This window comes from Shinella sp. 1A1 (genome assembly GCF_055379515.1).
This window is the reverse complement of the sequence record NZ_AP039671.1, coordinates 786348-812014: the sequence shown is the minus strand read 5'-3', so window position 1 is coordinate 812014 and position 25667 is coordinate 786348. Positions and strand designations below refer to the sequence as shown.

Below are 25667 nucleotides of genomic sequence, written 5' to 3'. Positions count from 1 at the left end.
GTCAGTAGCCGGTCGGCGGGAGGGGCTCGTCCTCCGGCTCCGCCAGGCGCATCTCGTTGCCGTTGTCGGTGCCGAGATCCTGGTAGGCGCGGTAGACGAGCACCAGCAGGAAGGCGAAGAAGGAGAAGGAAATGACGATGGCCGTCAGGATGAGCGCCTGCGGCAGCGGATTGGCGGTGAGCGTCGCCGGCACGTCATGCCCGGCCGGGATGATCGGCGGTACCTCGCGCAGGATGCGGCCATTGGTGAAGAGGAGAAGGTTCACCGCATTGCCGAGCAGCACGACGCCGAGCAGCACGCGCACCAGGAACTTCGACAGCATCAAATAGACGGCGGCGGCGAAGAACAGGCCGACGAGAAGGATGAAGGGCACTTCCATCAGACGTCATCCCCCGCCTCGAGCGCCAGCGCGATGGAGGTAATCGACCCCACCACCACGAGATAGACGCCGGTATCGAACAGCATGACGCTGGACAGCGGGATCTCGACGCCGAACACCGAGGGATAGATCCACAGCCCCGTCATGAAGGGCACGGCAAAGAGGATGGACATCAGGCCGGCGATGCAGGCGATGAAGAGGCCGAAGGCCGAGATCGCCATCGGGTGGAACCACAGCGCTTGGCGCACGGCCGAAATGCCATTGGCGATGCCGAAGATCGCCAGCGCCGACACCGCAATCAGCCCGCCGATGAAGCCCCCGCCGGGCTCGTTGTGCCCGCGCAGCAGCACGAAGATCGAGAAGAGCACCATGAGGGCGGTGAGGAATGGGGCGACGGTGCGGAAGATGAGGGTGTTCATGGGTGAACGCCTCCGGGGGCGGCGTGCCCGAACGCCTTCCGGCCAAGGCAGGAGCGCAGCCGGGGAACGGGGAGCCCCTTCTCCCCGCCTGCGGAGAGAAGGTCGCGGCAGCGGGATGAGGGGCGGCGCCGATCGATGAAGCTCGGCAGCGGCGGGAGCGTTGCCCGCCTGCCCCTCATCCGCCTGCCGGCACCTTCTCCCCGCAAGCGGGGAGAAGGAAGATGTGGCAACGCGGTGCACAACGCGCGAACCTCCCCGCCTTGCAGGAAGGATGGCGGGGAAGTCATCGGAACGTACGAACGCCGCATCATACGTCCCCCCTCGCCCTGCCGCCCTTGCGGATGCGGATGATCGACAGGATCGCCAGCCCCGTCACCATGACGACGGCGATCTCGCCGAGCGTGTCCGTGCCGCGGAAATCGACGATGATGACGTTCACCACATTGGCGCCGTGGGCGATGGTCTTGGAATAGAGGTTGAAGAAATCGGTGAGCGCCGTGTCGAAGCGGCCCTGCGTGACCTTCAGCAGGTAGAGCGCGAAGCCGAGGCCGCAGGCGATGGCGATGGCGGCGTCCGGGATCTTCTCCCTCAGCGGCCGGTGGTCGCGCGGCGTCAGCCGGAGGCGCGTCATGACGAGGGCGAGGATGACGACGGAGAGCGTCTCGATCATGAACTGGGTGAAGGCGAGGTCCGGCGCGCCGAAGAGCAGGAAGAGCAGCGCGACGCAGAAACCCTGGATGCCGAGCGCGACGATGGCGGTGAGGCGGCTCTTCGCCGTCAGCACCGCGCCGATGCCGACGACGGCGAGCACGACGACCGCAAGCTCATGGAACGGCATGCCGGCCGGCCAGACCGGCAGGCGCGGCCATTCGCCATAGACGGCGGGCGGCACGAAGAGCGCCAGCGCGACCGCCGCGAAGGTCGCGGTCATGTAGATTTCCATCCGGCCCGGCTGGGTGAGGCGCGTGACGAGCGATGCGCCGCGCACCAGCCCGGCCATCACCTGATCGAAGCCCCTGTCCGGCCCCCAGCCGATATCCTCGACCAGCCGGTCCGCGGCGGCGCGGGCCTTGTCGAGCGACAGGAAGACGATGACGCCGAAGGCGACCGTGACGGCGGAGAGGAGAAGCGGCATGCCGACATGCGGCACGGCCGAGACGGTGACGACCTCCGGCTTGCCGGCGATGGCCGAGGCGAGCGGCGAGGTCAGCAGCGCATGGGCCGTGGCGGAGAAGACGCCGATGGTCAGCCCCTTGATCGCCAGCAGCATCGGGCCGGCCCAGAGCAGCAAGGGGCCTTCATGCGGCTTCTTCGGCGTTTCGACGGGCGCGCCGAGGAAGGGCTTCAGCGCCACGGCGAAGGCGACGGCGAACATCAGGCCGTTGCCGATAATGGCCGCCAGCGTGAAGGCGATGGCGCGGAGATTGCCGCCGGCAAGCGCGACATAGATTTCCTCCTTGGCGAGGAAGCCGAAGAAGGGCGGCAGGCCCGCCATGGAGAGCGCGGCGACGAGCGCGGCGAGATAGGTGACGGGCATGGCGCGGGCGAGCCCGCGCAGTTTCGTGATGTCGCGCGTGCCGGTCTCGTGATCGATAATGCCGGCGACCATGAAGAGCGCGCCCTTGAAGAGCGAATGGGCGACGAGATAGAGAGCGGCGGCCGCCGCCGCATATTCCGAGCCGAAGCCGGTCAGCAGCACCAGAAGGCCGAGCGAGGCGACCGTCGTATAGGCGAGCATCAGCTTGAGGTCGCTCTGGCGGATGGCGAGCACGCTGCCGACAAGCAGCGTCAGGCCGCCGAAGGCCGGCAGGATCGTCTCCCAGGCCAGCGTGTCGCCGAGCACCGGGTTGAGCCGCATCAGGAGATAGATGCCGGCCTTCACCATGGTCGCCGAATGCAGGTAGGCCGAAACCGGCGTCGGCGCCTCCATGGCGTTCGGCAGCCAGAAATGGAACGGAAACTGCGCCGACTTGGTGAAGGCCCCGCCGAGGATGAGGAAGAACAGCGGCAGGTAGAAGGGGCTCGCGCGCACCTCATCGCCGAAGGACATCAGCAGCGAGAGCTGCGTGACGTCGGTGACGTCCCACATGAGCAGCAGGCCGGCGAGCAGGAAGAGCCCGCCCCCACCGGTGACGACCAGCGCCTGCAGCGCCGCGCGGCGCGCGGCTGCCCGCGTATGGTCGAAGCCGATCAGCAGGAAGGAGGTGATCGAGGTCAGCTCCCAGAAAACGAAGAGCATCAGGAAACTGTCGGAGGCGACGAGGCCGAGCATCGAGCCCATGAACATCAGGATGAAGGAGAAGAACCGTCCCTGGTGCGGATGCCCCTTCAGGTAGCCGCCGGCATAGAGCACGATCAGCGTGCCGATGCCGGAGATCAGCAGCAGGAAGGCGAGCGACAGGCCGTCGATCAGCCAGGAGAAGCTGACATTATAGGACGGCACCCAGGCATAGCCGCCGGTGATGACCTCGCCATGCGAGACCTCCGCGTTGAAGCCGAGGAAATGCAGGAAGACGGCGAGCGGGACGAGCGCCAGCGGCCAGGCGGCATTGTGGCCGAGAAGCCGCGTGAGGGCGGGCGCGATCAGCGCGCCGAGAAACGGCAGACAGAAGGCAACGAAAGTCAGGCCCATCGTGTCCGGCGTCATCCCCTCTCCCCATCCGCGGGCTTCGCCCGTCGTTATCCTTCAAAGCATCAGAGTGCCGTTTCTACGTCGGTATGAATGAAATCGCCACCCTTGAACAGCAAGGGCGCGGCGTTTTCACGCGCCAATGCATAGGAGAAGCAGTCTCCATAATTGAGATGCGCCGCATGTCCGGTGCCGCGTCCGAAGCGCCGGAAGGCGTCGAAGGCGATTTCGGCCTGTTCGGCCGTCACCGGCGCGACGCGAATGCCCGCCCGCAGCAGGAAGGCGTCGAGCGCATTGACGCCCGGCGCGCCGTAGCGGGCGAAGAGCACAATCTTCGTTTCCAGCAGCGTCGCGGCACTGAGGAGGCGCGCGGGAGCGCGCTCGATCGCTTCGTTGAAAACCCGTCGCTCCGGTTCGTCCGTCAGGATGGCGAAGAGTGCGGATGTGTCGAGCACGATCATCACGGCAAGCCGCTTTCATCGTAGCCGAGAATCTCGTCGGGCGTGCGTGGATCCAGCACCGGCAGGCTCGCGCAATCGAGAGCGATGCGGTCGAGTTGATCGGCAAGCTGCGGCGCATGGGCATGGCGCACACGCGCCAGACGCTCCTCGATGGAAATCTTGACAGCCTGCGTCAGGCTCTCGCCGGTCGCCGCGGCGAGCTTGCGAGCGAGGCTGTGCGCCTCGTTGTCCTTGATATTGAGAGGCATAATTTCCTCCATTATTAATAATATGGAGGATAGGAGGAAACGCGGTGAATTTCAACCACGCGCGCCAATTGTCTTGCCACAATCGCCGTCTTATCTATGGCTCGACAGGAGGACGCCATGAGCGACACGACGACGTTGAAGGTTAACAAGACCAAGGAAGAATGGCGGCAGGTTCTGACGCCGGAGCAGTTCCGCATCACGCGCGAGCACGGCACCGAGCGCGCCTTCTCCAGCCCCGACTTCGACCTTTCCAAGAAGGGCACCTATCGCTGCATCTGCTGCAACAGGCCGCTCTACCGGTCCGAGGCGAAGTACAATTCCGGCACGGGCTGGCCGAGCTTCTACCAGCCGATCGAGCCGGACGCGGTCACGGATCATTCCGACTATTCCTACGGCATGACGCGCACGGAAATCCGCTGTGCGGATTGCGACGCCCATCTCGGCCACGTCTTCCCGGACGGCCCGCCGCCGACGGGCCTGCGCTACTGCATGAACGGCGTGGCGCTCAGCTTCGACGAGGACTAGAGCATTTCCAGCAAAAGTGCGAAGCGGTTTTGCGGTTCGGAGAAAAGCGGAGACGCTCCAATCAGCGTGCCGGAACCTTCAGCTCCATGCAGGTCAGGTCCAGCCAGCGGCCGAACTTGATGCCGACCTCGCTGAAGCGGCCGACGACGCGGAAGCCGAGCTTTTCGTGCAGCCTGATCGAGGCGGTGTTCTCCGCCTCGATACAGCCCACCATGACATGGATGCCATTGAAGCCCGCCCGGTCGATCAGCGCTTTCAGGAGGCGCTTGCCCGTGCCGGTGCCGCGCGCATCCTTCTGCACGTAGACGGAGTGCTCCACGGTGTGGCGGAAGCCGTCGAAGGCGCGCCAGTCGCCGTAGGAGGCATAGCCGAGCACCTGCTTGCCGCGAACCGCGACGAGGACCGGAAAGCCGCGCTCGCGGCGGGCGGAAAACCACGCCCTGCGGTTCTCGAGGTCGACCACGGCCTCGTTCCAGATCGCCGTCGTGTTGGCGACGGCATCGTTGTAGATGTCCATGATACCGGGGAGATCGGCCTCCGCGGCGTCGCGTATCGTGATGTCCATGGTTCCCCCCTGCCTTTGCCCATGCCATACAGGAGGAGCGGGAAAGCTGTCCAGCCTGCTTCAACGGCAGGTCGATGAAACGCCCGCTCTCATCCGTTCCCCGCAGAACATCATCGACGAGTGGACCGCCGTGCAACGCTTCCTTTTGCTCTTCCTCCTCCTTCTTCCCGCCGCAGCCCTCGCCGCCGGCTGGGAGCCCTATGCCAATCCGCGCTTCGGCTTCGCCGTCGATATCCCGCCGGGCTTCGCGATGGTGCAGGAGGCCGACAATGGCGACGGGCGGACCTATGCGCGCGGCGCGGCGACGCTTGCCGTCTGGGGGCATTATCTCGCGGAGGGGGATTTCAAGGACGAGGTCGCCGGGCGGCGGGAGACCTACCGCAAGGACGGCTGGGATCTGTCTTATGACCGGCAGACGGCCGGTTGGGCCAGCCTTTCCGGCACGCGCGGCGACCGGATCCTCTATCACCGCGTCGTCCGGCTCTGCGACGATGCCGTCTCCTCCTTCGTGCTGGATTATCCGGCGGCGATGAAGGCGGAGATATCGCCGCTGCTCGGCCGCCTCGTGAAATCGCTGCATGCGGCGGAGGGCTGCTCCAGCGCGCAGGGCGCCGCGCCGGCCGCGCAGTAAGCGGGATCAGATGCCGGAAACGACGCTGGTGACGACGGCCGAATAGTGGACGGCCGCGGCCGCGACGACGAAGGCGTGCCAGATTGCGTTCTGGAAGCGCAGGCGCTCCCAGACATGGAAGATGACGCCGACCGAATAGAGCAGGCCCCCGACGACGATCAGCGTCAGGGTGGCGACGGAAAGATGCGTCAGCAGCGGGCCCGCGGCGAAGACGCCGCTCCAGCCCATGCCGAGATAGATGAGGATCGCCAGCCTGTCGTAGCGGCCGGGAAAGAGGAACTTCAGCGCCACGCCCGCCCCCGCCATTACCCAGATGAAGACGAGCATGCCGGCGAGGAACGGATCCTCGATGCCGCGCTGCAGGAAGGGCGTGTAGGTGGCGGCGATCAGCACGAAGATCGCCGAATGGTCGAAGCGGCGCAGGTGCCACTTCACCGTCGAGACCGGCCAGAGATTGTAGGCGAAGGACGTCGCCAGCGCGAGGACGAGGCCGATGCCGTAGATCCAGGCCGCGGCCAGCTGCCCGCTCGTCGCCCAGACCGTGGCGTAGAAGATCAGGGCGGTGACGCCCACCAGCGCGAAGACCACCCCGACGCCATGCACGATGCCGTCGGCGATCACCTCGTAGCGGTCATAGTCCCATTTGATGCCCTTGATTTCCATGGGTGTCCTGCCTGCGATAGCCTTCCCCCATCGTCTCGCGTTTTCGCCTCGCAGGCAAGATTTCCCGCGCCGCGCGGCCATCACGAAAGTTTGCCGCGCGACATGCAGCCCGTCCTCACTGCCGCGCGATGCATTCCTCGCACAGGGCAGCATGCGGCACGGCCGCAAGGCGCGCGGGCGAGATCGGCTCGCCGCACTTGGCGCAGGTGCCGAAGGTGCCCGCCGCGATGCGGTCGAGGGCGGCCTCGATGGCCTCAAGCTCCTTGAGGCCCGTCGTGCCGAATTCTTCCAGCACCTCGTCGTTCTCGCGCTCGATGGCGCGGTCGCCGCTGTCGCCGCTCTTGAGCGTGTCGAGATCCTTCTCGATCCTGTTCAGGCGGCCGTAAAGCCCGCGTTTGCGGGTGAGAAGAATGTCCTTGTAATGCGCCAGGTCCTTCACGATGCGGGTCTCCTTTTCTCGATGGGCGTGAAACTGGCATTGCCATTGTCGAACGGCATTGATCGGAATCAAGTCCCGGTCGCGCTTCGTCAACACCGCGTTGACAGTAAATCGCCGAAACGCCATCTTTCGTGAACGCTGCGGCTCCGCCATATTCCTCCCGACAGAACGGTTTCCGAGGGAAACCGAGACAGGGATCATATCATGACGGACCTCGACAGACGGACATTCCTCGGCGCCGCCGCCGCGGGCATCGCCGCCAGCAAGTCCGGGCCCCTTCGCGCGGAGACCGCATCCATGACAGACAATGCCAGCCACGCCGTCGACATGCCGGCCTTCGTCGACCATTCGCACCTGACGGTGATCGACCTGCCGATGGTATCTTCCTTCTACCAGAAGGTCATGGGCCTCTCGGTGCTCGACGGATCGGCCTCGGGCGAGACGCTCGGCGTCGGCGAACGGCCGCTGCTCACGCTGACGACGGGCAGCAACGCCGCCCGCGCGCCGCGCAACGCGCCCGGCCTCTTCCACACCGCCTTCCTCGTGCCGAACCGCAGGGAACTCGGCCGCTGGCTCGCCCATGCCGCCCATAACAACGTGGCGCTGACCGGCGCGTCCGATCACCTGGTCAGCGAGGCGATCTATCTCGACGACCCGGAAGGCAACGGCATCGAAATCTATCGCGACCGCGACCGCGCCGAATGGACCTATGTGCCGGACGGCACGGTGAAGATGGCGACGCACCGGCTCGACCTGCAGGCGCTCTACGACGAGGCGCCGAAGGACGGCTGGACGGGGCAGGAGAACGGCACCGTCATCGGCCATATCCACCTTCAGGTCTCCGATATTCCCGAAGCCGACGCCTTCTTTCGCGACGTGCTCGGCCTCGACGTCATGGCGCGCTATCCGGGCGCGAGCTTCTTCGCCACCGGCAAATACCACCATCATGTCGCGGCGAATGTCTGGAATTCGCGCGGCCAGCCGAAGCGCGAGGACGGCATGACCGGTCTTTCGGACTACACGATCCGCTTCAACGATGCGGCAAAGCTCGAAGCGGCGACGAAAAAGCTCGACGAACTGGCGATTCCCACCACCCGCTCGGGCGGCACGGTCTCGCTGGTCGATCCCTGGGGGATCGGTCTGAGGCTTTCGGCCTGAACCATCGGGCGGGCAGACGCGTATGCTGCCCCTCATCCGGCCTGCCGGCCACCTTCTCCCCGCAAGCGGGGAGAAGGGAAGAGGGGCAACGTTGACGCCGAATACGACAGCCTCACCGCCTGCAGGGAGAGGCCGATCACTCAAAAGTTACCGACGATCTCAATCGTAGAGATAATGCTCGGCCCAGTCCTCATGGGGCACCTGGTCGCCGATCTTGTACTTGAAGGCGTGGATGTCGAGCCGGTCGGAGCTCGCCTCGCACTTGTAGGACAGGCGATACCATTCGCCCTTGCTGCGGAAGACGGCGCCCTTCGTCTTGAAGGTCGTGCCGTCGAGCTTGGGGTCGCCGAAAGCGTAGGCGATCACCTTGTCCGGGCGGAAGCCGGCCCTGGCGCCGCTGATCTCGTCCATCGCCTCGATATCGCAGCGCTGCTCCAGCCGTTCGTCCGGGGTCAGCTTCTGCAACTGGTTGCGCACGCGGGTGTCTATCGCCATGGCGGGCTCGGCGAAAAGCGGTGCGAACGCAAGAGTGCAAAGGGCGATATGGAGCCCGATTGCATGCGGTTTCAACTCTCTGCCTCCTCTTCTTGGCGTCATGCCTGACGTCTTAATTCGGGGTTAGCGCGCAATATGTCTATTTGACGACCGGCTGCAACCTACCCAAGGTTTCATGAGTCATTGCTGGAACTTATCGTCGCGACCCGCGTTTGTAGCGCGAAATCGAGGGGTGCGCCATGCATGACATATCCGGAAAACCGGCCGAACGCCGGCTCCTGCAGGGCAGCATCGAGCCGGACGGAGAGGCTGCCGCCGGCAAGCCGCGCCGCTACGGGCTCGACATCGCCGCCGCCTGGGCGGCCATCGGTATTTTCTTCATCATGGCGATGGGCGTCGTCTATCTCATGGCGCCGATCCTCACCCCGCTCTGCCTTGCCGTCGTGACCGGCCTCATCTTCGGCGTGGCGGCGGAAAAGCTGAACGACCTCGGCATTCCGCCGCTGCCGACCGCGCTGCTGCTGGCGGGGCTGTTCGGGCTCGGCGTCTTCTTCGTGGCCGGCATGCTCGCCGATCCGATCGCCCAGCTCGCCGCCAACGCACCGGACCTCGTGCGCGGCGCCTACGATCGCATCACCCCGCTCTTTTCCCGCTTCGGCTGGCTGAACATCAGCCCGCAAATGTTCGAGAGCGGGCAGATGTCGATGGAAAAGGTGCTGGAAAACACCGGCAGCGTGCTCAGCATCGTGTCGGGCAGCCTGACGCCTGCCCTTCTGCAGGGCATGATCTTCTTCGCCGCCCTGGTGCTCTTCCTCTCGGCGCGGCTGAAGCTGCGGCAGATGATCATCATGGCCTTTCCGCGCCGCAACCAGCGGCTGACCACCATCCGCATCATGAACGCCATCGACAGCGCGCTCGGCTACTATTTCGCCACGGCCTCGCTGGTCTATGCGGCGCTCGGCGTCGTCACGGCGCTGATCACCTGGGGCGGCGGGCTCGCCATGCCGGCGCTGTGGGGGCTCTTCGCCTTCATCTCCAGCTTCGTGCCGTTCCTCGGCGTCACGCTGATGACGATCTCGCTCGCCGTAGCGGGCCTGCTGACGCACGAGACGCTGACCATGGGCCTCCTGCCGGCGCTCGCCTTCTTCCTGGTGCACCTGACCATGGAGAACCTCATCATGCCGGCGGTGATGGGAAAGCGGCTGGAGGTCAACGCCTTCATCATCTTCACCGCCATCATCTTCTGGACCTGGATGTGGGGAGCCGCCGGCGCGATGCTGGCCCTGCCCCTTTCCATCATCGGCATGACCATCGCCGACGAGCTGCGCCCCGCAAAACGCAAGGCCAAGCCCAACCTGCCGGGCTGACAGGGTTGGCTCTTGGTTAACATATGGTATAATATAAAATAGACTACTAATGTACGGAGTATCCTGTGGTCATCATCCCGTTCCGGGAGGCAATGCCTGCCTCGCGGGCCCGGGCCATTCGTGCGGCAAGAGTCGCCAGCCTCTTGAAGTCACTGGCCCACCCGGCCCGACTTATGCTGGTCTGTACACTCTGCGAGAAAGAAGCCTCTGTCAGCGAACTGGAAGAGGAACTTTGCGTTCACCAACCCACCCTGTCCCAGCAGCTCAACGTGCTGCGCGAGGCGGGACTGGTCGAATCGCGCCGGGAAGGCAAGCAGATTTTCTACAGGCTGACCGATGAAAGAGCCGTCCAGCTGATGGGCGCGCTCGGTGCCATTTTCCCTTCGGAACCAAAGCCCCCTTTCTAAAGGGGCCTCCCTTCGCGCCCCTGTCGGCATGCCGCGCGCCCCTTCCGGCGCTTTCGCATGCGCGCGAGCTTGCCGCTTGATGCGGTGGACGGGGCTCTCTATCTGTCTCATTCCCTTCTACCGATTTGCGGAGTGAGCCCTTGTCCGTCTTCAAAAACCTGCCCGCCGCCCCCGTCGCCGCCAGGAAGCCCGTTTCCGACACCCGCCACGGCATCACCCGCACCGACGACTATGCCTGGTTCCGCGACGAGAACTGGCAGGCGATGTTCAAGGATCCCTCCATCCTCCAGCCGGAGATCCGCGCCCATCTGGAGGCCGAGAACACCTATATGGCCGCCGCCATGGCCGATACCGAGGCGCTGCAGAAGACGCTGTTCGCCGAGATGCGCGGGCGCATCAAGGAGGACGACAGCTCCGTGCCGGTCAAGGACGGTCCCTTCGCCTACGGCACGTCCTTCGTCACCGGCGGCGAGCAGCCGCGCTATTTCCGCGAGCCGCGCGACGGGGGGACACGCACCGTCCTGCTCGACGGCGACAGGGAGGCCGAAGGAAAGGATTATTTCCGCCTGTCCGGCATCGACCATTCCACCGACCATTCCGTCGGCATCTGGGGCTATGATGACAAGGGCTCGGAATATTTCACGCTGAAGGTGCGCGACCTTGCGACCGGCAGGGACCATGCCGACGAGATCGTCAATTCGGGCGGCGGCGGCGTCTGGGCGCCCGATGCGAAGAGCTTCTTCTACACCGCGCTCGACGAGAACCACCGCCCCTCGAAGATCTACCACCACATCCTAGGCGAGCGGCAGGAGAACGACCGGCTGGTCTACGAGGAGAAGGACGCTGGCTTCTTCATGTCGGTCGGCGGGTCGCTGCTCGACGACTTCATCTATATCGACATCCACGACCACGAGACGAGCGAATACCGCCTCCTCTCGACCAGGGACCTGACGGCCAATCCGGTCGTCGTCACCCCGCGCCAGACGGGCCTCGAATATTCGATGACGGAGGGCGGCGACGTCTTCTACATCCTCACCAATGCCGACGGCGCGAAGGACTTCAAGATCATGCAGACGCCGGTAACGGCGCCCGGCCGGGAGAACTGGACCGAGGTCGTGCCGCACCGCCCCGGCACGCTGATCCTCAGCCACATGGCCTTTGCCCGCCACCTCGTCTGGCTGGAGCGCCACGAGGGCCTGCCGCGCATCGTGGTGCGCGAGCGCGAGAGTGGCGCGGAACATGCCATCGCGTTTGCCGAGGAGGCCTATTCGCTCGGCCTTTCGGGCGCGGCGGAATACGACACCGACGTCATCCGCTTCTCCTATTCCTCGATGACGACGCCTTCGCAGCTCTTCGACTACGACATGACGACGCGCGAGCGCAGGCTGCTGAAGACGCAGGAGGTCCCCTCCGGCCACAACCCTGACGACTATGTCACCCGCCGCGTCTTCGCCCCCGCATGGGACGGCGAGAGCGTGCCCGTCACCCTGCTCTACCGCAAGGACACGCCGCTCGACGGTTCCGCCCCGTGCCTGCTCTACGGCTACGGCGCCTACGGCATCACCATCCCGGCATCCTTCAACACCAATTGCCTGTCGCTGGTCGACCGCGGCTTCGTCTATGCCATCGCCCATATCCGCGGCGGCAAGGACAAGGGCTTTGCCTGGTACGAAGACGGCAAGATGGACAAGAAGACCAATACGTTCAAGGACTTCGTCGCCGCGGCGGACTATCTGAATCAGGAGAAGTTCACGTCCTACGCGAACATCGTCGCCGAAGGCGGCTCGGCCGGCGGCATGCTGATGGGCGCCATCGCCAACATGGCGCCGGAAAAATTCGGCGGCATCATCGCCGCCGTGCCCTTCGTCGACGTGCTCAACACGATGCTCGACGACACGCTGCCGCTCACCCCGCCGGAATGGCCCGAATGGGGCAACCCGATCGAGAGCAAGGACTTCTACCAGCTGATGGCGAGCTATTCGCCCTATGACAATGTCGGGCAAAAGCCCTATCCCGCCATCCTCGCCCTTTCCGGCCTCACCGATCCGCGCGTGACCTACTGGGAGCCCACCAAATGGGTGGCGCGCCTGCGCGAGAAGACCACCGGCAGCGAGCCCATCCTCCTCAAGACCAATATGGGCGCCGGCCACGGCGGCGCTTCGGGCCGCTTCCAGCGGCTGGAGGAGATCGCCTTCGAATATGCCTTCGCGATCAAGGTGGCGGGGAAGATGTAGGGCGGCGCCTCCCTAAATCCCTCCCCACAAGGGGAGGGACTTGAACTGCCGTTCCGGTGACCTTCAATTTTGAACGGTGAGCAAGCCTCCTGCTTTCTCCCCCTCGTGGGGGAGATGCCGGCAGGCGGAGGGGGTGGCCCCGCGAAGCAGGGGCGTTACCGCAATTCTCCGACAAAACACGAAAACCTTTCGCTCCGCCCCGCGACACCCTATCTGATAGGAAAGGCAGCAAGGGACGGAGATCATGAGCGGTACGACGACGGCAGCGGCGGACAAGACCCGCCCCATTCCCTTCGACAACAGCTATGCGCGGCTGCCGGACGCCTTCTTCGCGCCGGTCGATCCCACGCCGGTCGAGGCGCCGCGGCTGATCCGGTTCAACCGGGCGCTCGCCGAAGAGCTCGGGCTCGACGCCGATGCGCTGGAGCGGCACGGCGCGGCCTATTTCTCCGGCAATACGCCCCTGCCCGGCTCGCTGCCGCTCGCCATGGCCTATGCCGGCCACCAGTTCGGCCAGTTCGTGCCGCAGCTCGGCGACGGGCGGGCGATCCTGCTCGGCGAGGTGATCGACCGCACCGGCAAGCGCCGCGACATCCAGCTCAAGGGCGCGGGCCAGACGCCCTATTCGCGCCGCGGCGACGGGCGGGCGGCGCTCGGGCCGGTGCTGCGCGAATATATTATCAGCGAGGCGATGTATGCGCTCGGCATCCCGACGACGCGGGCGCTCGCGGCCGTTTCCACCGGCCAGCCGGTCTATCGCGACCGGGTGCTGCCGGGCGCGGTCTTCACCCGCGTCGCCGCGAGCCATATCCGCGTCGGCACCTTCCAGTTCTTCGCCGCGCGCGGCGATACCGAAAACGTGCGCGTGCTGGCGGACCATGTCATCGAGCGGCACTATCCGGAGCTGAAGGGCGCGGAAAAGCCCTATCTCGCGCTGCTCGACGCGGTGGCCGAGCGGCAGGCGGCGCTGATCGCCAAGTGGCTCGGCGTCGGCTTCATCCATGGCGTGATGAACACGGACAACATGACGATCTCGGGCGAGACCATCGATTTCGGCCCCTGCGCCTTCATGGACCGCTACGATCCGCGCACCGTCTATTCCTCCATCGATCATGGTGGGCGCTATGCCTTCGGCAACCAGCCGATGATCGGCCAGTGGAACATCGCCCGGCTCGCCGAGGCGATGCTCGCCATCCTCGACGAGGACCAGGACAAGGCGGTGGAGGCGGCGAACGCGGCCGTCGGGCGCTTCATGGAGCGCTTCCAGGAGCACTGGAAAGATGTCATCCGCGCCAAGATCGGGCTCGGCGAGCATGAGGAAGAGGGCGACCAGGCGCTGATCCGCGACCTCCTCATCCTGCTTTACGAGCAGAAGGCCGATTATACGCTGGCCTTCCGCCGGCTGGCGGATGCGGCGGAAGACAGCGGCGGGGATGCCGCGCTCGGCGCGCTGCTCGAAGATCCGGGTGCCCTTGCACCGTGGCTCGCCGTCTGGCGCGAGCGATTGTCGCGGGAGGCAACCTCCCCGCAGGCGCGCACGGCGGCGATGCGCCGGGTCAATCCCGCCTTCATCCCGCGCAACCACAAGGTCGAGGAAGCCCTGACGGAAGCCGTCGATCATGGCGATTTCTCGCTGTTCGAAGCGCTCAACGACGTGCTCGCCCGCCCCTACGAGGACCAGCCGGCCTTTGACGCCTATGCGCAGCCGCCGAAACCGGGCGAGGAGGTGACAGCAACCTTCTGCGGCACATAGGAGAAAACACACCTACAGATTGCTCCGAAACTTGAAATGCGGCAGCATTGAAGCGTCACGCTTGTGCCCTAGTTTCACAAACGTCCCTCCTTGAGCCGGACGTCATGTCGGCATCTCCCCGGCCGGCATAACCACGGAGATCATCATGTTGCTCACGCTGACCGCTGTCCTCTTCACCATCATAGGACTGGTGCTGACGGGCGGAGGCGGGTGGCTGCTGTCGCTCGGCGGCAGCCCCTACTATCTCGTCACCGGCCTTGCCTTCCTCGTCACCGCCGCCTTGCTCTTCCGCCGCTCGGCGGCGGCGCTCTGGCTCTATGCCCTCATCGTCCTCGGCTCGCTCGGCTGGGCGGTCTGGGAGGTCGGCTTCGACTGGTGGCAGCTCGGCCCGCGCGGCGGCGTCATCGTGCTCATCGGCCTGTGGCTAATGCTGCCGGCCATCCGCCGGCCGCTCGGTTTTGCGAGCCCCACCGGCACGCCCTACCCCGCCTCGGCGATGCCGCTTGCCATCGCCGTCCTCGTCGCCATCGCGGTCGCCGGCTACTCGATGACGCAGGACCCGCACGACCTTGCCGGCAGCCTGCCGAAGGAGATCGCCAATGCGACGCCCGCGCTCGGCGGCAACGTGCCGGCCGGCGAATGGCACCAGTACGGCCGCACGCAATACGGCCAGCGCTATTCGCCGCTCGACCAGATCAATGCCGACAACGTCTCCACGCTGAAGGTCGCCTGGCAGTACCAGACCGGCGACGTGAAGCTGCCCGACGACGTTGGCGAGACCACCTACCAGGTGACGCCGCTGAAGGTCGGCGACACGCTCTACATGTGCACCCCGCACAACTGGGCGATCGCGCTCGACGCGGCAAGCGGCAAGGAGAAGTGGAAATACGATTCCAATTCCGGCATGAACCCGGACCGCCAGCACCAGACCTGCCGCGGCGTGACATACTATGCCGATCCGGCCGCCACCGCCGGCACGGCCTGCGCCACCCGCGTCTATCTGCCGACCTCCGACGCCCGGCTGATCGCGCTCGACGCCGAGACCGGCGACGTCTGCACGAGCTTTGCCGAGAACGGCGTGCTGCATCTCGAAAAGGGCATGCCCTACAATCCGGCCGGCTACTACTACTCCACCTCGCCGCCCGTCATCACCGACGGCAAGATCATCATCGGCGGGGCGGTGAACGACAACTATTCCACCAAGGAGCAGTCGGGCGTCATCCGCGCCTTCGACGTCAATTCCGGCGCGCTGGTCTGGAACTGGGATTCCGGCAATCCGGACGTGACGACGCCGCTGCCCGAGGGGCAGGTCTACACCGTCAACTCGCCGAATTCCTGGTCGGTGTTCAGCTATGACGAGGCGCTCGGCCTCGTCTATGTCCCGCTCGGCAACCAGGTGCCGGACCAGCTCGGCATGGGGCGCAGCGAGAATGTGGAGAAGTTCTCCTCCTCCATCGTCGCGCTCGACATCAAGACCGGCGCGCTGCGCTGGGTGCGCCAGACGGTGCATCACGACCTGTGGGACATGGACGTGCCCGCCCAGCCGGCGCTGATCGACATCACCCGGGACGGGGCGACCGTTCCCGCCCTCGTCGGCGCGACCAAGCAGGGCGACATCTACGTGCTCGACCGGCGCACCGGCGAGCCGATCATCCCGGTCAAGGAAGTGCCCGCCCCGACCGGCGCGATCCCGGAGGATTTCTCCGCGCCGACCCAGCCGGTCTCCGACCTCACCTTCATGCCCGATCCGCTGACCGAGAAGAACATGTGGGGCATCACCATGTTCGACCAGATGATGTGCCGCATCGACTTCCTGTCGATGAAATACGAAGGCCGCTACACGCCGCCCTCGCTTGAGGGTACCATCGTCTATCCCGGCAATTTCGGCACGTTCAACTGGGGCTCGGTCGCGGTCGATCCCGAGCGGCAGGTGATGTTCGGCATGCCGACCTACCTCGCCTTCACCTCCCGCCTCGTGCCGCGCGACCAGGTGCCGCCGAAGGGGCAGGACGAGAAGGGCTCCGAACAGGGCCTCAACCGCAACGACGGCGCGCCCTACGGCGTCTATATGGGTCCGTTCCTCGGCCCCCTCGGCATTCCCTGCCAGGCGCCGCCATGGGGCTATGTCGCGGGCGCCGACCTTGCCACCGGCAAGATCGCCTGGAAGCACAAGAACGGCACGGTCATGGACATGACGCCGCTGCCGCTGCCCTTCAAGGTGGGCGTGCCCGGCATCGGCGGCCCGATGATGACCAAGGGCGGCGTCGCCTTCCTCGGTGCGGCGGTGGACGATTACCTGCGCGCCTATGACGTGACCACCGGCCGCCAGCTCTGGGAAGCCCGCCTTCCCGCCGGCGGACAGGCGACGCCCATGACCTACACGGTCGGCGACAAGCAATATGTGCTGATCGTCGCCGGCGGCCACGGCTCGGTGGGCACGAAGCCGGGGGATTACGTGATCGCCTATACGCTGCCGTAGGGGCGGAGGGTTCATCCCCGTCTGCCCTGCCGGGCTTCTCCTCCACAAGGGGCTGCTCGTCAGGGAATTCGGCGCTGCCGCGCGCCCCTCATCCGCCTGCCGGCACCTTCTCCCCGCAAGCGGGGCGAAGGGACTTGGGGCATATGTTTTCCCCACAAAAGCTGTTGTTTGAGCAAAGCCTCGCATCCTGCCCCTTCTCCCCGCCTGCGGGGAGAAGGTCCCGGCAGGGGGATGAGGGGCCTCTCCAACACGAACATATAAGGCTTTAAACCGCCCCACCCCCTCATCCGACCCTACGGGCCACCTTCTCCCCGAGGGGGAGAAGGTGAGAGCGGCAACGTCGTACTCCATGGGCTACAGCCTACCCGGTGAGGATATTCCCGGCAGGACAGAGGAGTGGCCGCGGCAAGCGCATCAACCTTGCCGTGACCACGGAAAGCCCGGTACTGGGTTGCCACCCGACGCCGGTCTTTCCATTATGCCGCCCTGCCCATCCTCCCCGGGAGATTCGCCATGAAAGACGACTGGCGGCTGATCGCCGCGCCGGTGAAGATCATCCTTGCCAATTACGGGCGCGCCTCGCGCGGCCTCCTGGCGCTGGTCGCCGTCATCGTCTTTCTCTCGGCCGTTTCCGCCGTCGCCGCGCCCTATCTCTTCTCGCGCCTCATCGACGCAATGGCCGCCGACCGGCTCGCCGAGGGACTGGCCGCCGGCCTCGTCGTCTATGCCCTGCTCATCGGCATCGCGGCTGCACTGCAGCACATGGTGCAGTATCTCTCCTACATGAGCGCGGAGAACCTCAGCTTCATCGCCAGCACCAGCCTGTTCGACCGGCTGCTGAGGAAGACGGCCGGCTTCTTCGTCGAGCACAACCCGGCCGAGATCGAAGGCGCGCGGCGGCGCGGACAGGGCGCGCTGATGACGCTCATGCAGCTCGGCCTCATCGTCTTCATTCCGGGCACGACGCAGATCGTGCTCGCGCTCGCCATGCTGGGGGCGACGATCAACATGGAGGTCGTGCTGATCGTCATCGTCTACGGCACCGGCTTCGTCGCCCTCACCGCCCTTGCCAACCACCGCACGCGCCGCTTCCTCGACGCGGCCATCGAGGCCGGGCAGGAGAACGCAAAATTCGTCGGCAACGCCATGGCGGCGATGGAGACGCTGCGCCATTTCGGCAGCCACGGCTGGATGCAGGCGCGCTTTGCCGGCAAGGCCCGCGAGGAGCGCGACAACTGGGCCGCCTTCTGCCGCCGCCGCATCGGCTACAGCGCGGTGCTCGGCGCGGGGCTGGCGCTGCAATTCGTCGTCACCTTCCTCCTGCTCCTGCCGCGCTACCGGGCGGGCGAACTCAGCGTCGGCGACCTCGTCCTCTTCAACATGCTGCTGCTCCAGCTCAACATGCCCTTCGAGATGATCGGCCATGCGCTGGACGACGTGGTGCGCGCGCGGGCCTCGCTGCTGCCGCTCGCCCGCATCTGGGCCGCACCGGAGGAAGAGGATGCCGTAACGCCCGGCGGCTTCTTGCCGCGAGACGGCCGCCTCGCCTTCGAGAAGGTCTCCTATGCCCATGAGAACGGCCGGGGCGTCACGGATATCAGCTTTTCGGCGACGCGCGGGCGCATCACCTATCTCGTCGGCGAGACCGGCTCGGGCAAGTCAACGCTGCTGCGCCTCGCCCTCAAATCGCTCAGCCCCGCCTCGGGCCGCATCGCCGTCGACGGCATGGACCTCGAAGCCGTCTCCCAGCGCGACTGGTACGCCGCCGTCGGCATCGTGCCGCAGGAGCCGACGCTGCTCAACGACACGCTCGCCGTCAACATCGCGCTCGGCCGGCCGATGGACCCGGAGCGGCTGCGGCGCGCGGCGGAGAAGGCGGCGATCCTTGCCTTCGTCGAGGCCCTGCCCGACGGTTTCGAGACCATGGTGGGCGAGCGGGGCATGAAGCTCTCCGGCGGCGAGCGCCAGCGCATCGCCATCGCCCGGGCGCTCTATGCCGATCCGCAGTTCCTCTTCCTCGACGAGGCGAGCTCGGCGCTGGACGAGGCGACGGAAGCGGAGATCATGCAGCACATCCGCAGCCTTGCCGGCGACGTGACGATCCTTGCCGTGACGCACCGGAAAGGCGTGATCGCCCCCCTCGACCACGTCGTCACCCTCGGCGCCGGGCACATCGAGAGCGAGACCTGAGACAAGTCTCGCAAAAGCCGCAACCGCTAATGGTTTCCCCAAGGAATTCGAGGGAGCCTTTCATGAAGATCGACGGCAGCATGCTTTCCGCCTATGCGCTCGGCCGGCAGCGGCCCGCCGCCGGCGCTGGCGACAGCCTTTCCAATGGCATGGGCGATGGCGGCGGCGCGTGGAAGCGCAACATCCCGACGGTGGAGACCTCCGCCGCCATGCCTTCCGGCCTTGCCAATGCGCTGTGGGTCAACAAGCAGGAGAAGGCCGAGCGGGAGAGCGAGGGGCTTCTCTCCGATTTCATGGAGCTTTCGAAGATGAACCCAATCGAGCGCCTGCGCAAGGAGCTGCTCGAATCGATGGGCCTCACCGAGGAGAGCCTCGCCGCGCTGCCGCCCGAGCAGCGCGAGGCGATCGAGGAGGAGATTCGCCGCGCCATCAAGGAGCGGCTGGGCATCGACGACAACCAGCAGGCCGGCCCCGCGGAAGGGCAATCCGCGGCCGGCACGGAGGAAGCGAAGGCCTGACCGGCCTTCGCTTTCATCCTTCCTCTTTCCCATGAGAAAGCCAGTTGACAAACGGCGCGAAAGGGAGAATATCGCGACCATGATCAAGAGCACGCACATCGCCGCAACGTATTTTTGGCTGTTCCGATAAGGAGCGGCTGTTCGATCATGTCAACAAGCCGCCATCAGGCGGCTTTGTTGTTTTAGGGCACCTGATGGCACGAAAACCAAGGAGCCCGAAATGCTGAATACCGTCATCAAGCTCGATCCCCACGCCGTCGAACGCCCGCCGATGCTGACCATCCGCGCCGCGCGCCAGGGCGACCTGCAGCAGATCCTCGACATGATCGCGCTGCACGCCGAATGCCACGGCGACACCGCGAAGATCACCGCCGTCGACCTCGACCGCGACCTCTTCGGCACCCATCCCTGGATCACCGCCCTCGTCGCGGAAGCCGGCGGCCGGCTGATCGGCTACGCGCTGTTGGTGCCGATGTACCGCGCCATGGAAGGCGTGCGCGGCATGGAGCTGCACCAGATCTTCGTGCGCGAGGACAATCGCGGCCATGGCATCGGCCGCCATCTCGTTTCCCGCGCCCGCGAGCATGCCCGCATCTCCGGCTGCGGCTACCTCTCGGTGAGCGCGGCGACCGGCAATTTCGGCGCGCACCGCTTCTACGAGCAGATGAACTTCCGCGCCGGCCCGGTGACGGGCATGCGCTACGTCCAGGCATTGGGCTGAACCGACGGAGGCCGGCATGGCGAAGCGACTGGCAATCGTGCTGACGGAAGGCTACGCGGACTGGGAATGCGCCCTGCTGATGGCGACGGCGCGCGGCGACTGCGGGGCGGAGACCGTGGTGCTGACGCTCGGCGGGGCCGACGTCACCTCGCTCGGCGGCCTCGCCGTCAAATCCGCCGGCAAGGCGGAAGCGGCCATGCCCGCCGATTTCGACGTGCTGGTCGTGTGTGGCGGCACGATATGGCAATCCGGCGCGGCGCCCGACCTCTCGGCTCCGGTCGGGCGTTTCGTCGAGGCCGGCAAGCCGGTGGCGGCGATCTGCGACGCCACGCTGGAATTCGCCCGCCTCGGCCTCTTCGATACGCGGGCGCATACCGGCAACTATTCCGGCCAGATCGGCAAGCTCGTTCCGGACTATCGCGGCGCGGCGCATTACCGCGACCAGCCGCAGGCCGTGAACGACCGCGGCGTCATCACCGCCTCCGGCGCGGCACCCGCCACCTTCGCCCGCGAAATCCTCGAGGCCATCGGCCTCGGCTCCTCGGAGTTGCGGGATTATCTGGCGATGTACGGGGATGAGCATGAGGCGGCGAAGGGCTGAGGATTGAGGGCTGGCGCGGAACGCATGTCGGACGACGCAGGAGCGACCGACCGCGCCGCGGAAATGCCCGCCCCGATGGCCGCAGCACCCGACTTTTCGGCATTGTCGCGGCCTGGCGGCATTTCGCCAGCCTGAAGGCATCTCGGCGTGGGCACCCGGCCTGGGGCATTCCGGCTTGGTGGCGGCCATGCCCTGCACGGCGGCAGGAGGCTGCCCACCCCACCCTCCATCGTCATCCTCGGGCTTGCCCCGAGGACCCACGCCCCAAGCTCAGGTCGCGCCGTGACTCATGGATCCTTGGCTCAAGCCCGAGGATGACAAAGGAGAGGTGAGTGTCCCGTCAGGGCGGCAGAGAGGATGCAGCTCGCGTAAGGCCGCGGGCGTTCAGGCTCACGGGGCGTTGAGGCCGCCGGGCGTCGGGCCTACCGGAGACGATTAGGCCCGCCGAACGTTCCGGCCCCCTGAGCGTTCCGCCGACCGAGCGTTCCAGCTCCACCAAACCGTCAAACCCCGTCAGGCCTCGCCCCGAACCGCCAGCCTCCCGCCCAACCCCTCACCGCGCCGGGATCGCCTTCAGGTAGGCGGCGATGGCCTCGCGGTCTTCCTTCGGCAGCAGCGCCATGTTCTTCTGCACGGAGACCATGGCGCCGCCGACGCTGTCGAATTCCGGCGTGAAGCCGGTTTCGAGGTAGTTGACGATATCGCCCGCGCTCCAGCTGCCGAAGCGGCCCTCGACGGGGGTGATATCGGGGACGCGGCCTTCGCCTTCCGGGTTCGGCCCGCCGGCGAGCCACTGGTCGGTCTTCAGGCCGCCCAGCATGTCGCGCGGGGTGTGGCATTCGCCGCAATGGCCCGGCCCCTCGACGAGATACTGACCGTGCCTGATCGTCTCGTCGGCATCGGCGAGCGCCACGCGCGGCGCCTCGTTGAGGTAGAGAAACTTCCAGCCGCCGAGCGCGAGGCGGATGTTGAAGGGGAACGGCAGCTCGTGCCCCGGCGCGACATTGCCGCTCTTCGGCAGGGTCTTCAGATAGGCGTAGAGATCGCCGATGTCCTTCACCGTCATGCGCGCATAGGAGGCGTAGGGGAAGGAGGGATAGAGGTGCTCGCCGTCGCGGCCGGTGCCGCGCTTCATGGCGTCGCCGAATTCCGCCAGTGTCCAGGTCCCGATGCCCGCCGTTTCGTCCGGCGAGATGTTCGGCGCATGGAAGGTGCCGAAGGGGCTCTTCAGCGCGAGCCCTCCGGCCAGCACCAGCTTCTGGTCGTCCGGCGCGCCCGGCGCCGCGTGACAGCTCACGCAGCCGCCCGCATGGAAGATGCGCTCCCCATTGGCAAGGTCCGGCTCGCCGGCGGCGGCCCAGGCCTCGGCCGGAAGCCGCTCGGGCGCCGTCAGGAAGACAAATGCGCCCGCGCCGATCGCGCCGAGCAGCACCACGCCGCCAAGAAGTCTTTTGAGTGCCATGGGTCCTCCCCGCCTGCGCCCGCCCCTTCCGACAAAGAGGCCGCGGCGCATAAACACAAAGGTTCCATCCCGGCGCCCGGCACCGGGACGGTGTTCATTCTTTCGGGATGATCCGGTCCACCGCGGTCATTTCTTGACGCGGTAGACCTCATGACAGCCGCCACAATTGGGGCCGATCGCGCCGAGCGCCGCGACGACACCCGCCTGGTCCGCCGGAAGGCTCGCAAGGGCCGTGTCGGCGGCCGCGCCGAGCTTGGCGGCATGGGCCTTGAAGTCGTCCATCTTTTCCCAGATCGTCGCCTTGGCTTCCGTGTCATGGCCGGTCTCGGAGCCTACGGGGAACTGCTCCGGAAAGGCCTTCGCCACCTCGCTCATCGTGGTCAGCGATGCCTTGACGACCTCCGCATCATAGGGCTTCTCGCCCTTGGCGATGCCGGAAAGCGCGCCCATGGCCCCGCCCACCTTCTTCATCATCTGCTGGCGCACGACCTGCGGCTCGTCCGCCGCCACGACAGCGCCCGCGCCGATGACTGCAAGCGCGGCCGCGGCCGCCAAAGTCCTGAACTTCATGGAGTTCTCCCCGTTGCTGGCGGCCGGCCGGGGCCGCGCCGCCGATTTGCGATGCGCGGCCATGATTGCATTTTAGAAAATCCACGACAGTAAAATCTTTTTGATGCCGACGATGCGCGGAACGCCACGGGCGGCCGCATCTTCAACGTTTCTTGATCTTTTATAAGCACAACTCGGGCATCGACACAGTATCGGTCCGAGGACCACCAGCATGCGGAACGCATTCCTCAAGACCTTGTCCGCCGACCTGCGGCAGATGCTGCCGTTCCATGTCTTCGTGCTCGCGCATATGGCGCTGGTCGTCGGCATCCTCACCTGGCATGCCGATTTCACGGCGGCGGCCTACCTGCAATATGCCGCGCAATTCGGCCCGGTCTATTTCCTGGGGCTTCCGGCCATTCTCCTCCTCGGCAAGCTCGTTGCCGGCGTGTTCCGCAACCCGAAGGCGCCGCTCGCCTGGGTGACGCTGCCGGCGCCCGCGCTGCTCGGCCATCTGGCCGGCGCCGCCGCCGTCTTCGGCTCCGTCATCCTCTTCATGGGCTCGTTCACGACGTTCAAGACGATGATGCCGGCCCTGAGGAACGGCTTTCCCTACGACCGCGTGCAGGCCGACCTGGATGCCCTGCTCTTCGGCGGCGTCGATCCCGGGCCGCGGCTGATGGCGCTCTTCGGCAATCCGCATATCCTCTCCATCCTCGAATGGAACTATTCCGTCGCCTGGACGGCCTTCGCCTTCGTGCCGCTCTTCTTCATCGTGCTGCGCGCAAGGGGCGCTGTCCGCCTGCGCTATTGCCTCGGCTTCGCCCTCGTCTGGGCGGTACTCGGCAATCTTCTCGCCTGCCTCTTTCTTTCCGCCGGTCCCGCCTTCTACGGGCACGTCACCGGCGATGCCGCGCGCTTCGCGGCGCAGTTGCGGATGCTCGACAATGGCGTCGTGGCGGCCTTCCAGACCTATCTGTGGCAGAACCATCTTCAGGACGTCGCGGGGCTCGGGACGGGCATTTCCGCCTTCCCGAGCGTCCATGTCGGCGTCACGATGATGAACGCCCTCTTCCTGCGGGAATTCAGCCGCACCGCAGGCCTGCTCGGCTTTGCCTATGTCTTCGTCATCCTCATGAGCTCGGCGCTCTTCGGCTGGCACTACCTGATCGACGGCTATACCTCCATATTGGTCGTCCTTCTCCTGCATGTCGTGCTGAAGCGCCTGTTCGCGGCACGGTCCGCGGCACCGGCCGAAGGCCTCAAACCGTCCCCCAGCCCCGCCATACCGTGACCACGGCGATCACGACGAGCAGCACGCCCGCCGCGCGGCCGACGAGGCGGGTGGCGGCGGGACTGCCGACGAGCACGGCGCGGCTCTTGGCGGCGGCCAATGCGAGGCCGCCATAGACGGCAAGCTGCGTCGCCCAGATCATCAGCAGCATGACGAGCGTCTGGCGCCAGAGCGGCCCGAATTCCGGGCGCAGGAACTGCGGGAAGACGGCGAGCATGAAGAGATAGGCCTTGGGGTTCATGAGGCTCGTCAGCGCGCCCTGGCGGAAGCGCGTGGCAAGGCCGCGCCGCTCGAGGCCATCGACCTCGCCGATGACGATGGAACTGCGGAAGAGCTGCCAGCCGATGAAGGCGACATAGGCCGCGCCCAGCACCAGCAGCCCGTTGAAGAGTTTCGGCGCGAAATGCAGCAGCATGCCGACGCCGAGGGCGGCATAGAGCGTGTGCACCAGACCGCCCGCCATGATGCCGAAGGTCGCCGAGAGCCCCGCCCTGCGGCCGCCGGAGAGCGCGCTGGCCAGCACGAAGACCATGTCCATGCCCGGCACGATGACGATGCCGGAGACGAGCAGGAAGAAGAGCCAGAGGTTTTCGCTATAGGTCATGTCAGTTGGCCGTTGCCTTTTGCCGCGCCGCAGCCCTATGCTGCCTTTTATTTCAAGCGCTTGAGGCGTGCTATAGCGAAAGCCAACTGACAGGGATGTGTCAGTTGTGACGGAGAAAACCATGCGCAAGGCATCCCGGCTCTTCGAGATCATCCAGATTCTCAGGCTCGCCCGCCAGCCGGTGACCGCCGCCGGGATCGCCGAACGGCTGGAGGTGACGGCGCGCTCGATCTACCGCGACATCGCCGCGCTGCAGGCGATGCGCGTGCCGGTCGAGGGCGAGCGCGGCATCGGCTATATCCTGCGCCCCGGCTTCGACCTGCCGCCGCTGATGTTCACCATCGAGGAGACGGAGGCCGTGGTGCTGGCGCTCGCCCTTCTGGAGCGCACAGGGGACGCGGAGCTGAAGGCGGCCGCCAGAAGGGTGGGCGAGAAGATCGCCGGCGCCGTGCCGCCGCCGCTGCGCCAGACGCTTTCCGCCCGCGCGCTGCACGCCTGGGGCACCGCGCCGCGCCAGCCCGAGGGCATTGACCTTGCCACGGTGCGCCGGGCGATCCGCGACGAGGAGAAGCTGCTCATCGACTACCGCGACGAATATGCCCGCGCCACCGAGCGCACCATCCGCCCCATCGCGCTCATCTACTATTCGGAAACGGCGAACATCGTCGCCTGGTGCGAGCTGCGCCGGGCCATCCGCAATTTCCGCGCCGACCGGGTGGAGGCCTGCGAAGCGACGGGCGGACATTTCCGCGGCGAAGGCGACGGGCTGCGGCAGATCTGGATTTCCGGCTGGGCGGAGAACCGGGCGGCGGCGGGTTCCTAAGCGTTTCACGCATTCCGGACGCAAAGCCGCGATGCACTTTTGCGGGAATTGCC

The 25667-nt window shown here is 66.1% G+C and carries 26 protein-coding genes; 14 read left to right on the top strand and 12 right to left on the bottom strand.

The window, feature by feature from the left end; all coding sequences use genetic code 11:
• Window position 1 precedes the first annotated feature (1 nt).
• The 5 genes from ACZ48C_RS04000 to ACZ48C_RS03980 all read right to left on the bottom strand — a co-directional run bounded on the left by ACZ48C_RS04000 (window position 2) and on the right by ACZ48C_RS03980 (window position 4136).
• Window positions 2-379, bottom strand: coding sequence for a Na+/H+ antiporter subunit C (locus ACZ48C_RS04000; RefSeq protein WP_119258205.1), 378 nt, complete (start codon window positions 377-379; stop codon window positions 2-4).
• Window positions 379-798 (bottom strand): Na(+)/H(+) antiporter subunit B, encoded by a 420-nt coding sequence (locus ACZ48C_RS03995; RefSeq protein ID WP_119258204.1) that lies wholly within the window; start codon window positions 796-798, stop codon window positions 379-381. Before ACZ48C_RS03995 ends, ACZ48C_RS04000 begins: the two co-directional genes overlap by 1 nt.
• 307 nt (window positions 799-1105) lie before the next feature.
• Window positions 1106-3445, bottom strand: a complete 2340-nt coding sequence (locus ACZ48C_RS03990) for a putative monovalent cation/H+ antiporter subunit A (protein WP_464782260.1) — start codon at window positions 3443-3445, stop codon at window positions 1106-1108.
• A gap of 47 nt (window positions 3446-3492) precedes the next feature.
• Window positions 3493-3888: a type II toxin-antitoxin system VapC family toxin gene (locus ACZ48C_RS03985; RefSeq protein ID WP_348627935.1), complete on the bottom strand. Its 396-nt coding sequence runs from the start codon at window positions 3886-3888 to the stop codon at window positions 3493-3495.
• Complete coding sequence (locus ACZ48C_RS03980; RefSeq protein WP_119258202.1) at window positions 3888-4136, bottom strand: type II toxin-antitoxin system VapB family antitoxin; 249 nt, start codon at window positions 4134-4136, stop codon at window positions 3888-3890. Before ACZ48C_RS03980 ends, ACZ48C_RS03985 begins: the two co-directional genes overlap by 1 nt.
• 117 nt (window positions 4137-4253) lie before the next feature.
• Here ACZ48C_RS03980 and msrB point away from each other — a divergent pair, with 117 nt between their 5' ends.
• Window positions 4254-4661 carry a peptide-methionine (R)-S-oxide reductase MsrB gene (gene msrB, locus ACZ48C_RS03975; protein WP_464782259.1) on the top strand — a complete coding sequence of 136 codons (408 nt, stop codon included), beginning with the start codon at window positions 4254-4256 and terminating at the stop codon, window positions 4659-4661.
• A gap of 61 nt (window positions 4662-4722) precedes the next feature.
• Here the strand turns inward: msrB and ACZ48C_RS03970 are convergent, their stop codons facing one another.
• Window positions 4723-5226, bottom strand: a complete 504-nt coding sequence (locus tag ACZ48C_RS03970) for a GNAT family N-acetyltransferase (RefSeq protein WP_119258200.1) — start codon at window positions 5224-5226, stop codon at window positions 4723-4725.
• 130 nt (window positions 5227-5356) lie between these two features.
• On the opposite strand from ACZ48C_RS03970, the gene ACZ48C_RS03965 reads away from it, so the two are divergent.
• Window positions 5357-5857 carry a hypothetical protein gene (locus ACZ48C_RS03965; RefSeq protein ID WP_464782258.1) on the top strand — a complete coding sequence of 167 codons (501 nt, stop codon included), beginning with the start codon at window positions 5357-5359 and terminating at the stop codon, window positions 5855-5857.
• Between the two features lie 6 nt (window positions 5858-5863).
• Here the strand turns inward: ACZ48C_RS03965 and trhA are convergent, their stop codons facing one another.
• Window positions 5864-6520, bottom strand: coding sequence for a PAQR family membrane homeostasis protein TrhA (gene trhA / locus ACZ48C_RS03960; RefSeq protein WP_119258198.1), 657 nt, complete (start codon window positions 6518-6520; stop codon window positions 5864-5866).
• A 115-nt stretch (window positions 6521-6635) separates the two neighbouring features.
• A complete protein-coding gene (locus ACZ48C_RS03955; protein WP_464782257.1) occupies window positions 6636-6959 on the bottom strand; it encodes a TraR/DksA family transcriptional regulator in 324 nt (107 codons plus the stop codon).
• A 297-nt stretch (window positions 6960-7256) separates the two neighbouring features.
• Here ACZ48C_RS03955 and ACZ48C_RS03950 point away from each other — a divergent pair, with 297 nt between their 5' ends.
• Window positions 7257-8117, top strand: a complete 861-nt coding sequence (locus ACZ48C_RS03950; protein ID WP_464782771.1) for a VOC family protein — start codon at window positions 7257-7259, stop codon at window positions 8115-8117.
• Window positions 8118-8276: 159 nt separating this feature from the next.
• On the opposite strand, the gene ACZ48C_RS03945 is transcribed toward ACZ48C_RS03950, so the two are convergent.
• Window positions 8277-8612 (bottom strand): DUF930 domain-containing protein, encoded by a 336-nt coding sequence (locus ACZ48C_RS03945; RefSeq protein WP_245424885.1) that lies wholly within the window; start codon window positions 8610-8612, stop codon window positions 8277-8279.
• Between the two features lie 239 nt (window positions 8613-8851).
• On the opposite strand from ACZ48C_RS03945, the gene ACZ48C_RS03940 reads away from it, so the two are divergent.
• The 9 genes from ACZ48C_RS03940 to ACZ48C_RS03900 all read left to right on the top strand — a co-directional run bounded on the left by ACZ48C_RS03940 (window position 8852) and on the right by ACZ48C_RS03900 (window position 20882).
• A complete protein-coding gene (locus ACZ48C_RS03940; protein ID WP_119258194.1) occupies window positions 8852-9979 on the top strand; it encodes an AI-2E family transporter in 1128 nt (375 codons plus the stop codon).
• Window positions 9980-10071: 92 nt separating this feature from the next.
• Window positions 10072-10386 (top strand): ArsR/SmtB family transcription factor, encoded by a 315-nt coding sequence (locus ACZ48C_RS03935; RefSeq protein WP_119258237.1) that lies wholly within the window; start codon window positions 10072-10074, stop codon window positions 10384-10386.
• A 140-nt stretch (window positions 10387-10526) separates the two neighbouring features.
• Window positions 10527-12620: a S9 family peptidase gene (locus ACZ48C_RS03930; RefSeq protein WP_464782256.1), complete on the top strand. Its 2094-nt coding sequence runs from the start codon at window positions 10527-10529 to the stop codon at window positions 12618-12620.
• A 244-nt stretch (window positions 12621-12864) separates the two neighbouring features.
• Window positions 12865-14373 (top strand): protein adenylyltransferase SelO, encoded by a 1509-nt coding sequence (locus ACZ48C_RS03925; protein ID WP_464782255.1) that lies wholly within the window; start codon window positions 12865-12867, stop codon window positions 14371-14373.
• 145 nt (window positions 14374-14518) lie between these two features.
• The gene (locus ACZ48C_RS03920; RefSeq protein ID WP_464782254.1) at window positions 14519-16852 is read left to right on the top strand and encodes a glucose/quinate/shikimate family membrane-bound PQQ-dependent dehydrogenase; all 2334 of its coding nucleotides are present in this window, start codon (window positions 14519-14521) and stop codon (window positions 16850-16852) included.
• A 513-nt stretch (window positions 16853-17365) separates the two neighbouring features.
• Window positions 17366-19042 (top strand): ABC transporter ATP-binding protein, encoded by a 1677-nt coding sequence (locus ACZ48C_RS03915; protein ID WP_464782253.1) that lies wholly within the window; start codon window positions 17366-17368, stop codon window positions 19040-19042.
• 62 nt (window positions 19043-19104) lie between these two features.
• Window positions 19105-19560: a hypothetical protein gene (locus ACZ48C_RS03910; protein WP_464782252.1), complete on the top strand. Its 456-nt coding sequence runs from the start codon at window positions 19105-19107 to the stop codon at window positions 19558-19560.
• Window positions 19561-19780: 220 nt separating this feature from the next.
• Entirely contained in the window at window positions 19781-20281 is a 501-nt protein-coding gene (locus tag ACZ48C_RS03905) for a GNAT family N-acetyltransferase (protein ID WP_424547786.1), read from the top strand.
• 16 nt (window positions 20282-20297) lie between these two features.
• Window positions 20298-20882, top strand: coding sequence for a DJ-1/PfpI family protein (locus ACZ48C_RS03900; RefSeq protein ID WP_464782251.1), 585 nt, complete (start codon window positions 20298-20300; stop codon window positions 20880-20882).
• A 553-nt stretch (window positions 20883-21435) separates the two neighbouring features.
• On the opposite strand, the gene ACZ48C_RS03895 is transcribed toward ACZ48C_RS03900, so the two are convergent.
• Together ACZ48C_RS03895 and ACZ48C_RS03890 are read right to left on the bottom strand one after the other, a co-directional pair.
• Window positions 21436-22344, bottom strand: coding sequence for a cytochrome c (locus tag ACZ48C_RS03895; protein WP_464782250.1), 909 nt, complete (start codon window positions 22342-22344; stop codon window positions 21436-21438).
• 126 nt (window positions 22345-22470) lie between these two features.
• The gene (locus tag ACZ48C_RS03890) at window positions 22471-22914 is read right to left on the bottom strand and encodes a c-type cytochrome (protein ID WP_424547789.1); all 444 of its coding nucleotides are present in this window, start codon (window positions 22912-22914) and stop codon (window positions 22471-22473) included.
• A gap of 211 nt (window positions 22915-23125) precedes the next feature.
• Between ACZ48C_RS03890 and ACZ48C_RS03885 the strand changes: the two genes are divergently transcribed.
• Window positions 23126-24187 (top strand): phosphatase PAP2 family protein, encoded by a 1062-nt coding sequence (locus ACZ48C_RS03885; protein ID WP_464782249.1) that lies wholly within the window; start codon window positions 23126-23128, stop codon window positions 24185-24187.
• On the opposite strand, the gene ACZ48C_RS03880 is transcribed toward ACZ48C_RS03885, so the two are convergent.
• The gene (locus tag ACZ48C_RS03880) at window positions 24156-24791 is read right to left on the bottom strand and encodes a LysE family translocator (protein ID WP_464782248.1); all 636 of its coding nucleotides are present in this window, start codon (window positions 24789-24791) and stop codon (window positions 24156-24158) included. The genes ACZ48C_RS03885 and ACZ48C_RS03880 overlap by 32 nt on opposite strands.
• A 121-nt stretch (window positions 24792-24912) precedes the next feature.
• On the opposite strand from ACZ48C_RS03880, the gene ACZ48C_RS03875 reads away from it, so the two are divergent.
• Window positions 24913-25614 carry a helix-turn-helix transcriptional regulator gene (locus ACZ48C_RS03875; protein WP_464782247.1) on the top strand — a complete coding sequence of 234 codons (702 nt, stop codon included), beginning with the start codon at window positions 24913-24915 and terminating at the stop codon, window positions 25612-25614.
• The last annotated feature ends 53 nt before the right edge of the window (window positions 25615-25667 follow it).

What these genes read in the sequence shown, in the direction of transcription:
- ACZ48C_RS03885 (WP_464782249.1), top strand. Translation starts at nt 23,126, where the DNA reads ATGCGGAACGCATTCCTCAAGACCTTGTCCGCCGACCTGCGGCAGATG.
- ACZ48C_RS03915 (WP_464782253.1), top strand. Translation starts at nt 17,366, where the DNA reads ATGAAAGACGACTGGCGGCTGATCGCCGCGCCGGTGAAGATCATCCTT.
- ACZ48C_RS03890 (WP_424547789.1), bottom strand. Translation starts at nt 22,914, where the DNA reads ATGAAGTTCAGGACTTTGGCGGCCGCGGCCGCGCTTGCAGTCATCGGC.
- ACZ48C_RS03985 (WP_348627935.1), bottom strand. Translation starts at nt 3,888, where the DNA reads ATGATCGTGCTCGACACATCCGCACTCTTCGCCATCCTGACGGACGAA.
- ACZ48C_RS03910 (WP_464782252.1), top strand. Translation starts at nt 19,105, where the DNA reads ATGAAGATCGACGGCAGCATGCTTTCCGCCTATGCGCTCGGCCGGCAG.
- ACZ48C_RS03880 (WP_464782248.1), bottom strand. Translation starts at nt 24,791, where the DNA reads ATGACCTATAGCGAAAACCTCTGGCTCTTCTTCCTGCTCGTCTCCGGC.
- ACZ48C_RS03970 (WP_119258200.1), bottom strand. Translation starts at nt 5,226, where the DNA reads ATGGACATCACGATACGCGACGCCGCGGAGGCCGATCTCCCCGGTATC.
- ACZ48C_RS03895 (WP_464782250.1), bottom strand. Translation starts at nt 22,344, where the DNA reads ATGGCACTCAAAAGACTTCTTGGCGGCGTGGTGCTGCTCGGCGCGATC.
- ACZ48C_RS03945 (WP_245424885.1), bottom strand. Translation starts at nt 8,612, where the DNA reads ATGGCGATAGACACCCGCGTGCGCAACCAGTTGCAGAAGCTGACCCCG.
- ACZ48C_RS03980 (WP_119258202.1), bottom strand. Translation starts at nt 4,136, where the DNA reads ATGCCTCTCAATATCAAGGACAACGAGGCGCACAGCCTCGCTCGCAAG.
- ACZ48C_RS03995 (WP_119258204.1), bottom strand. Translation starts at nt 798, where the DNA reads ATGAACACCCTCATCTTCCGCACCGTCGCCCCATTCCTCACCGCCCTC.
- ACZ48C_RS03900 (WP_464782251.1), top strand. Translation starts at nt 20,298, where the DNA reads ATGGCGAAGCGACTGGCAATCGTGCTGACGGAAGGCTACGCGGACTGG.
- msrB (WP_464782259.1), top strand. Translation starts at nt 4,254, where the DNA reads ATGAGCGACACGACGACGTTGAAGGTTAACAAGACCAAGGAAGAATGG.
- ACZ48C_RS03935 (WP_119258237.1), top strand. Translation starts at nt 10,072, where the DNA reads ATGCCTGCCTCGCGGGCCCGGGCCATTCGTGCGGCAAGAGTCGCCAGC.
- ACZ48C_RS03940 (WP_119258194.1), top strand. Translation starts at nt 8,852, where the DNA reads ATGCATGACATATCCGGAAAACCGGCCGAACGCCGGCTCCTGCAGGGC.
- ACZ48C_RS03920 (WP_464782254.1), top strand. Translation starts at nt 14,519, where the DNA reads ATGTTGCTCACGCTGACCGCTGTCCTCTTCACCATCATAGGACTGGTG.
- ACZ48C_RS03990 (WP_464782260.1), bottom strand. Translation starts at nt 3,445, where the DNA reads ATGACGCCGGACACGATGGGCCTGACTTTCGTTGCCTTCTGTCTGCCG.
- ACZ48C_RS04000 (WP_119258205.1), bottom strand. Translation starts at nt 379, where the DNA reads ATGGAAGTGCCCTTCATCCTTCTCGTCGGCCTGTTCTTCGCCGCCGCC.
- ACZ48C_RS03875 (WP_464782247.1), top strand. Translation starts at nt 24,913, where the DNA reads ATGCGCAAGGCATCCCGGCTCTTCGAGATCATCCAGATTCTCAGGCTC.
- ACZ48C_RS03905 (WP_424547786.1), top strand. Translation starts at nt 19,781, where the DNA reads ATGCTGAATACCGTCATCAAGCTCGATCCCCACGCCGTCGAACGCCCG.
- ACZ48C_RS03925 (WP_464782255.1), top strand. Translation starts at nt 12,865, where the DNA reads ATGAGCGGTACGACGACGGCAGCGGCGGACAAGACCCGCCCCATTCCC.
- ACZ48C_RS03950 (WP_464782771.1), top strand. Translation starts at nt 7,257, where the DNA reads ATGACAGACAATGCCAGCCACGCCGTCGACATGCCGGCCTTCGTCGAC.
- trhA (WP_119258198.1), bottom strand. Translation starts at nt 6,520, where the DNA reads ATGGAAATCAAGGGCATCAAATGGGACTATGACCGCTACGAGGTGATC.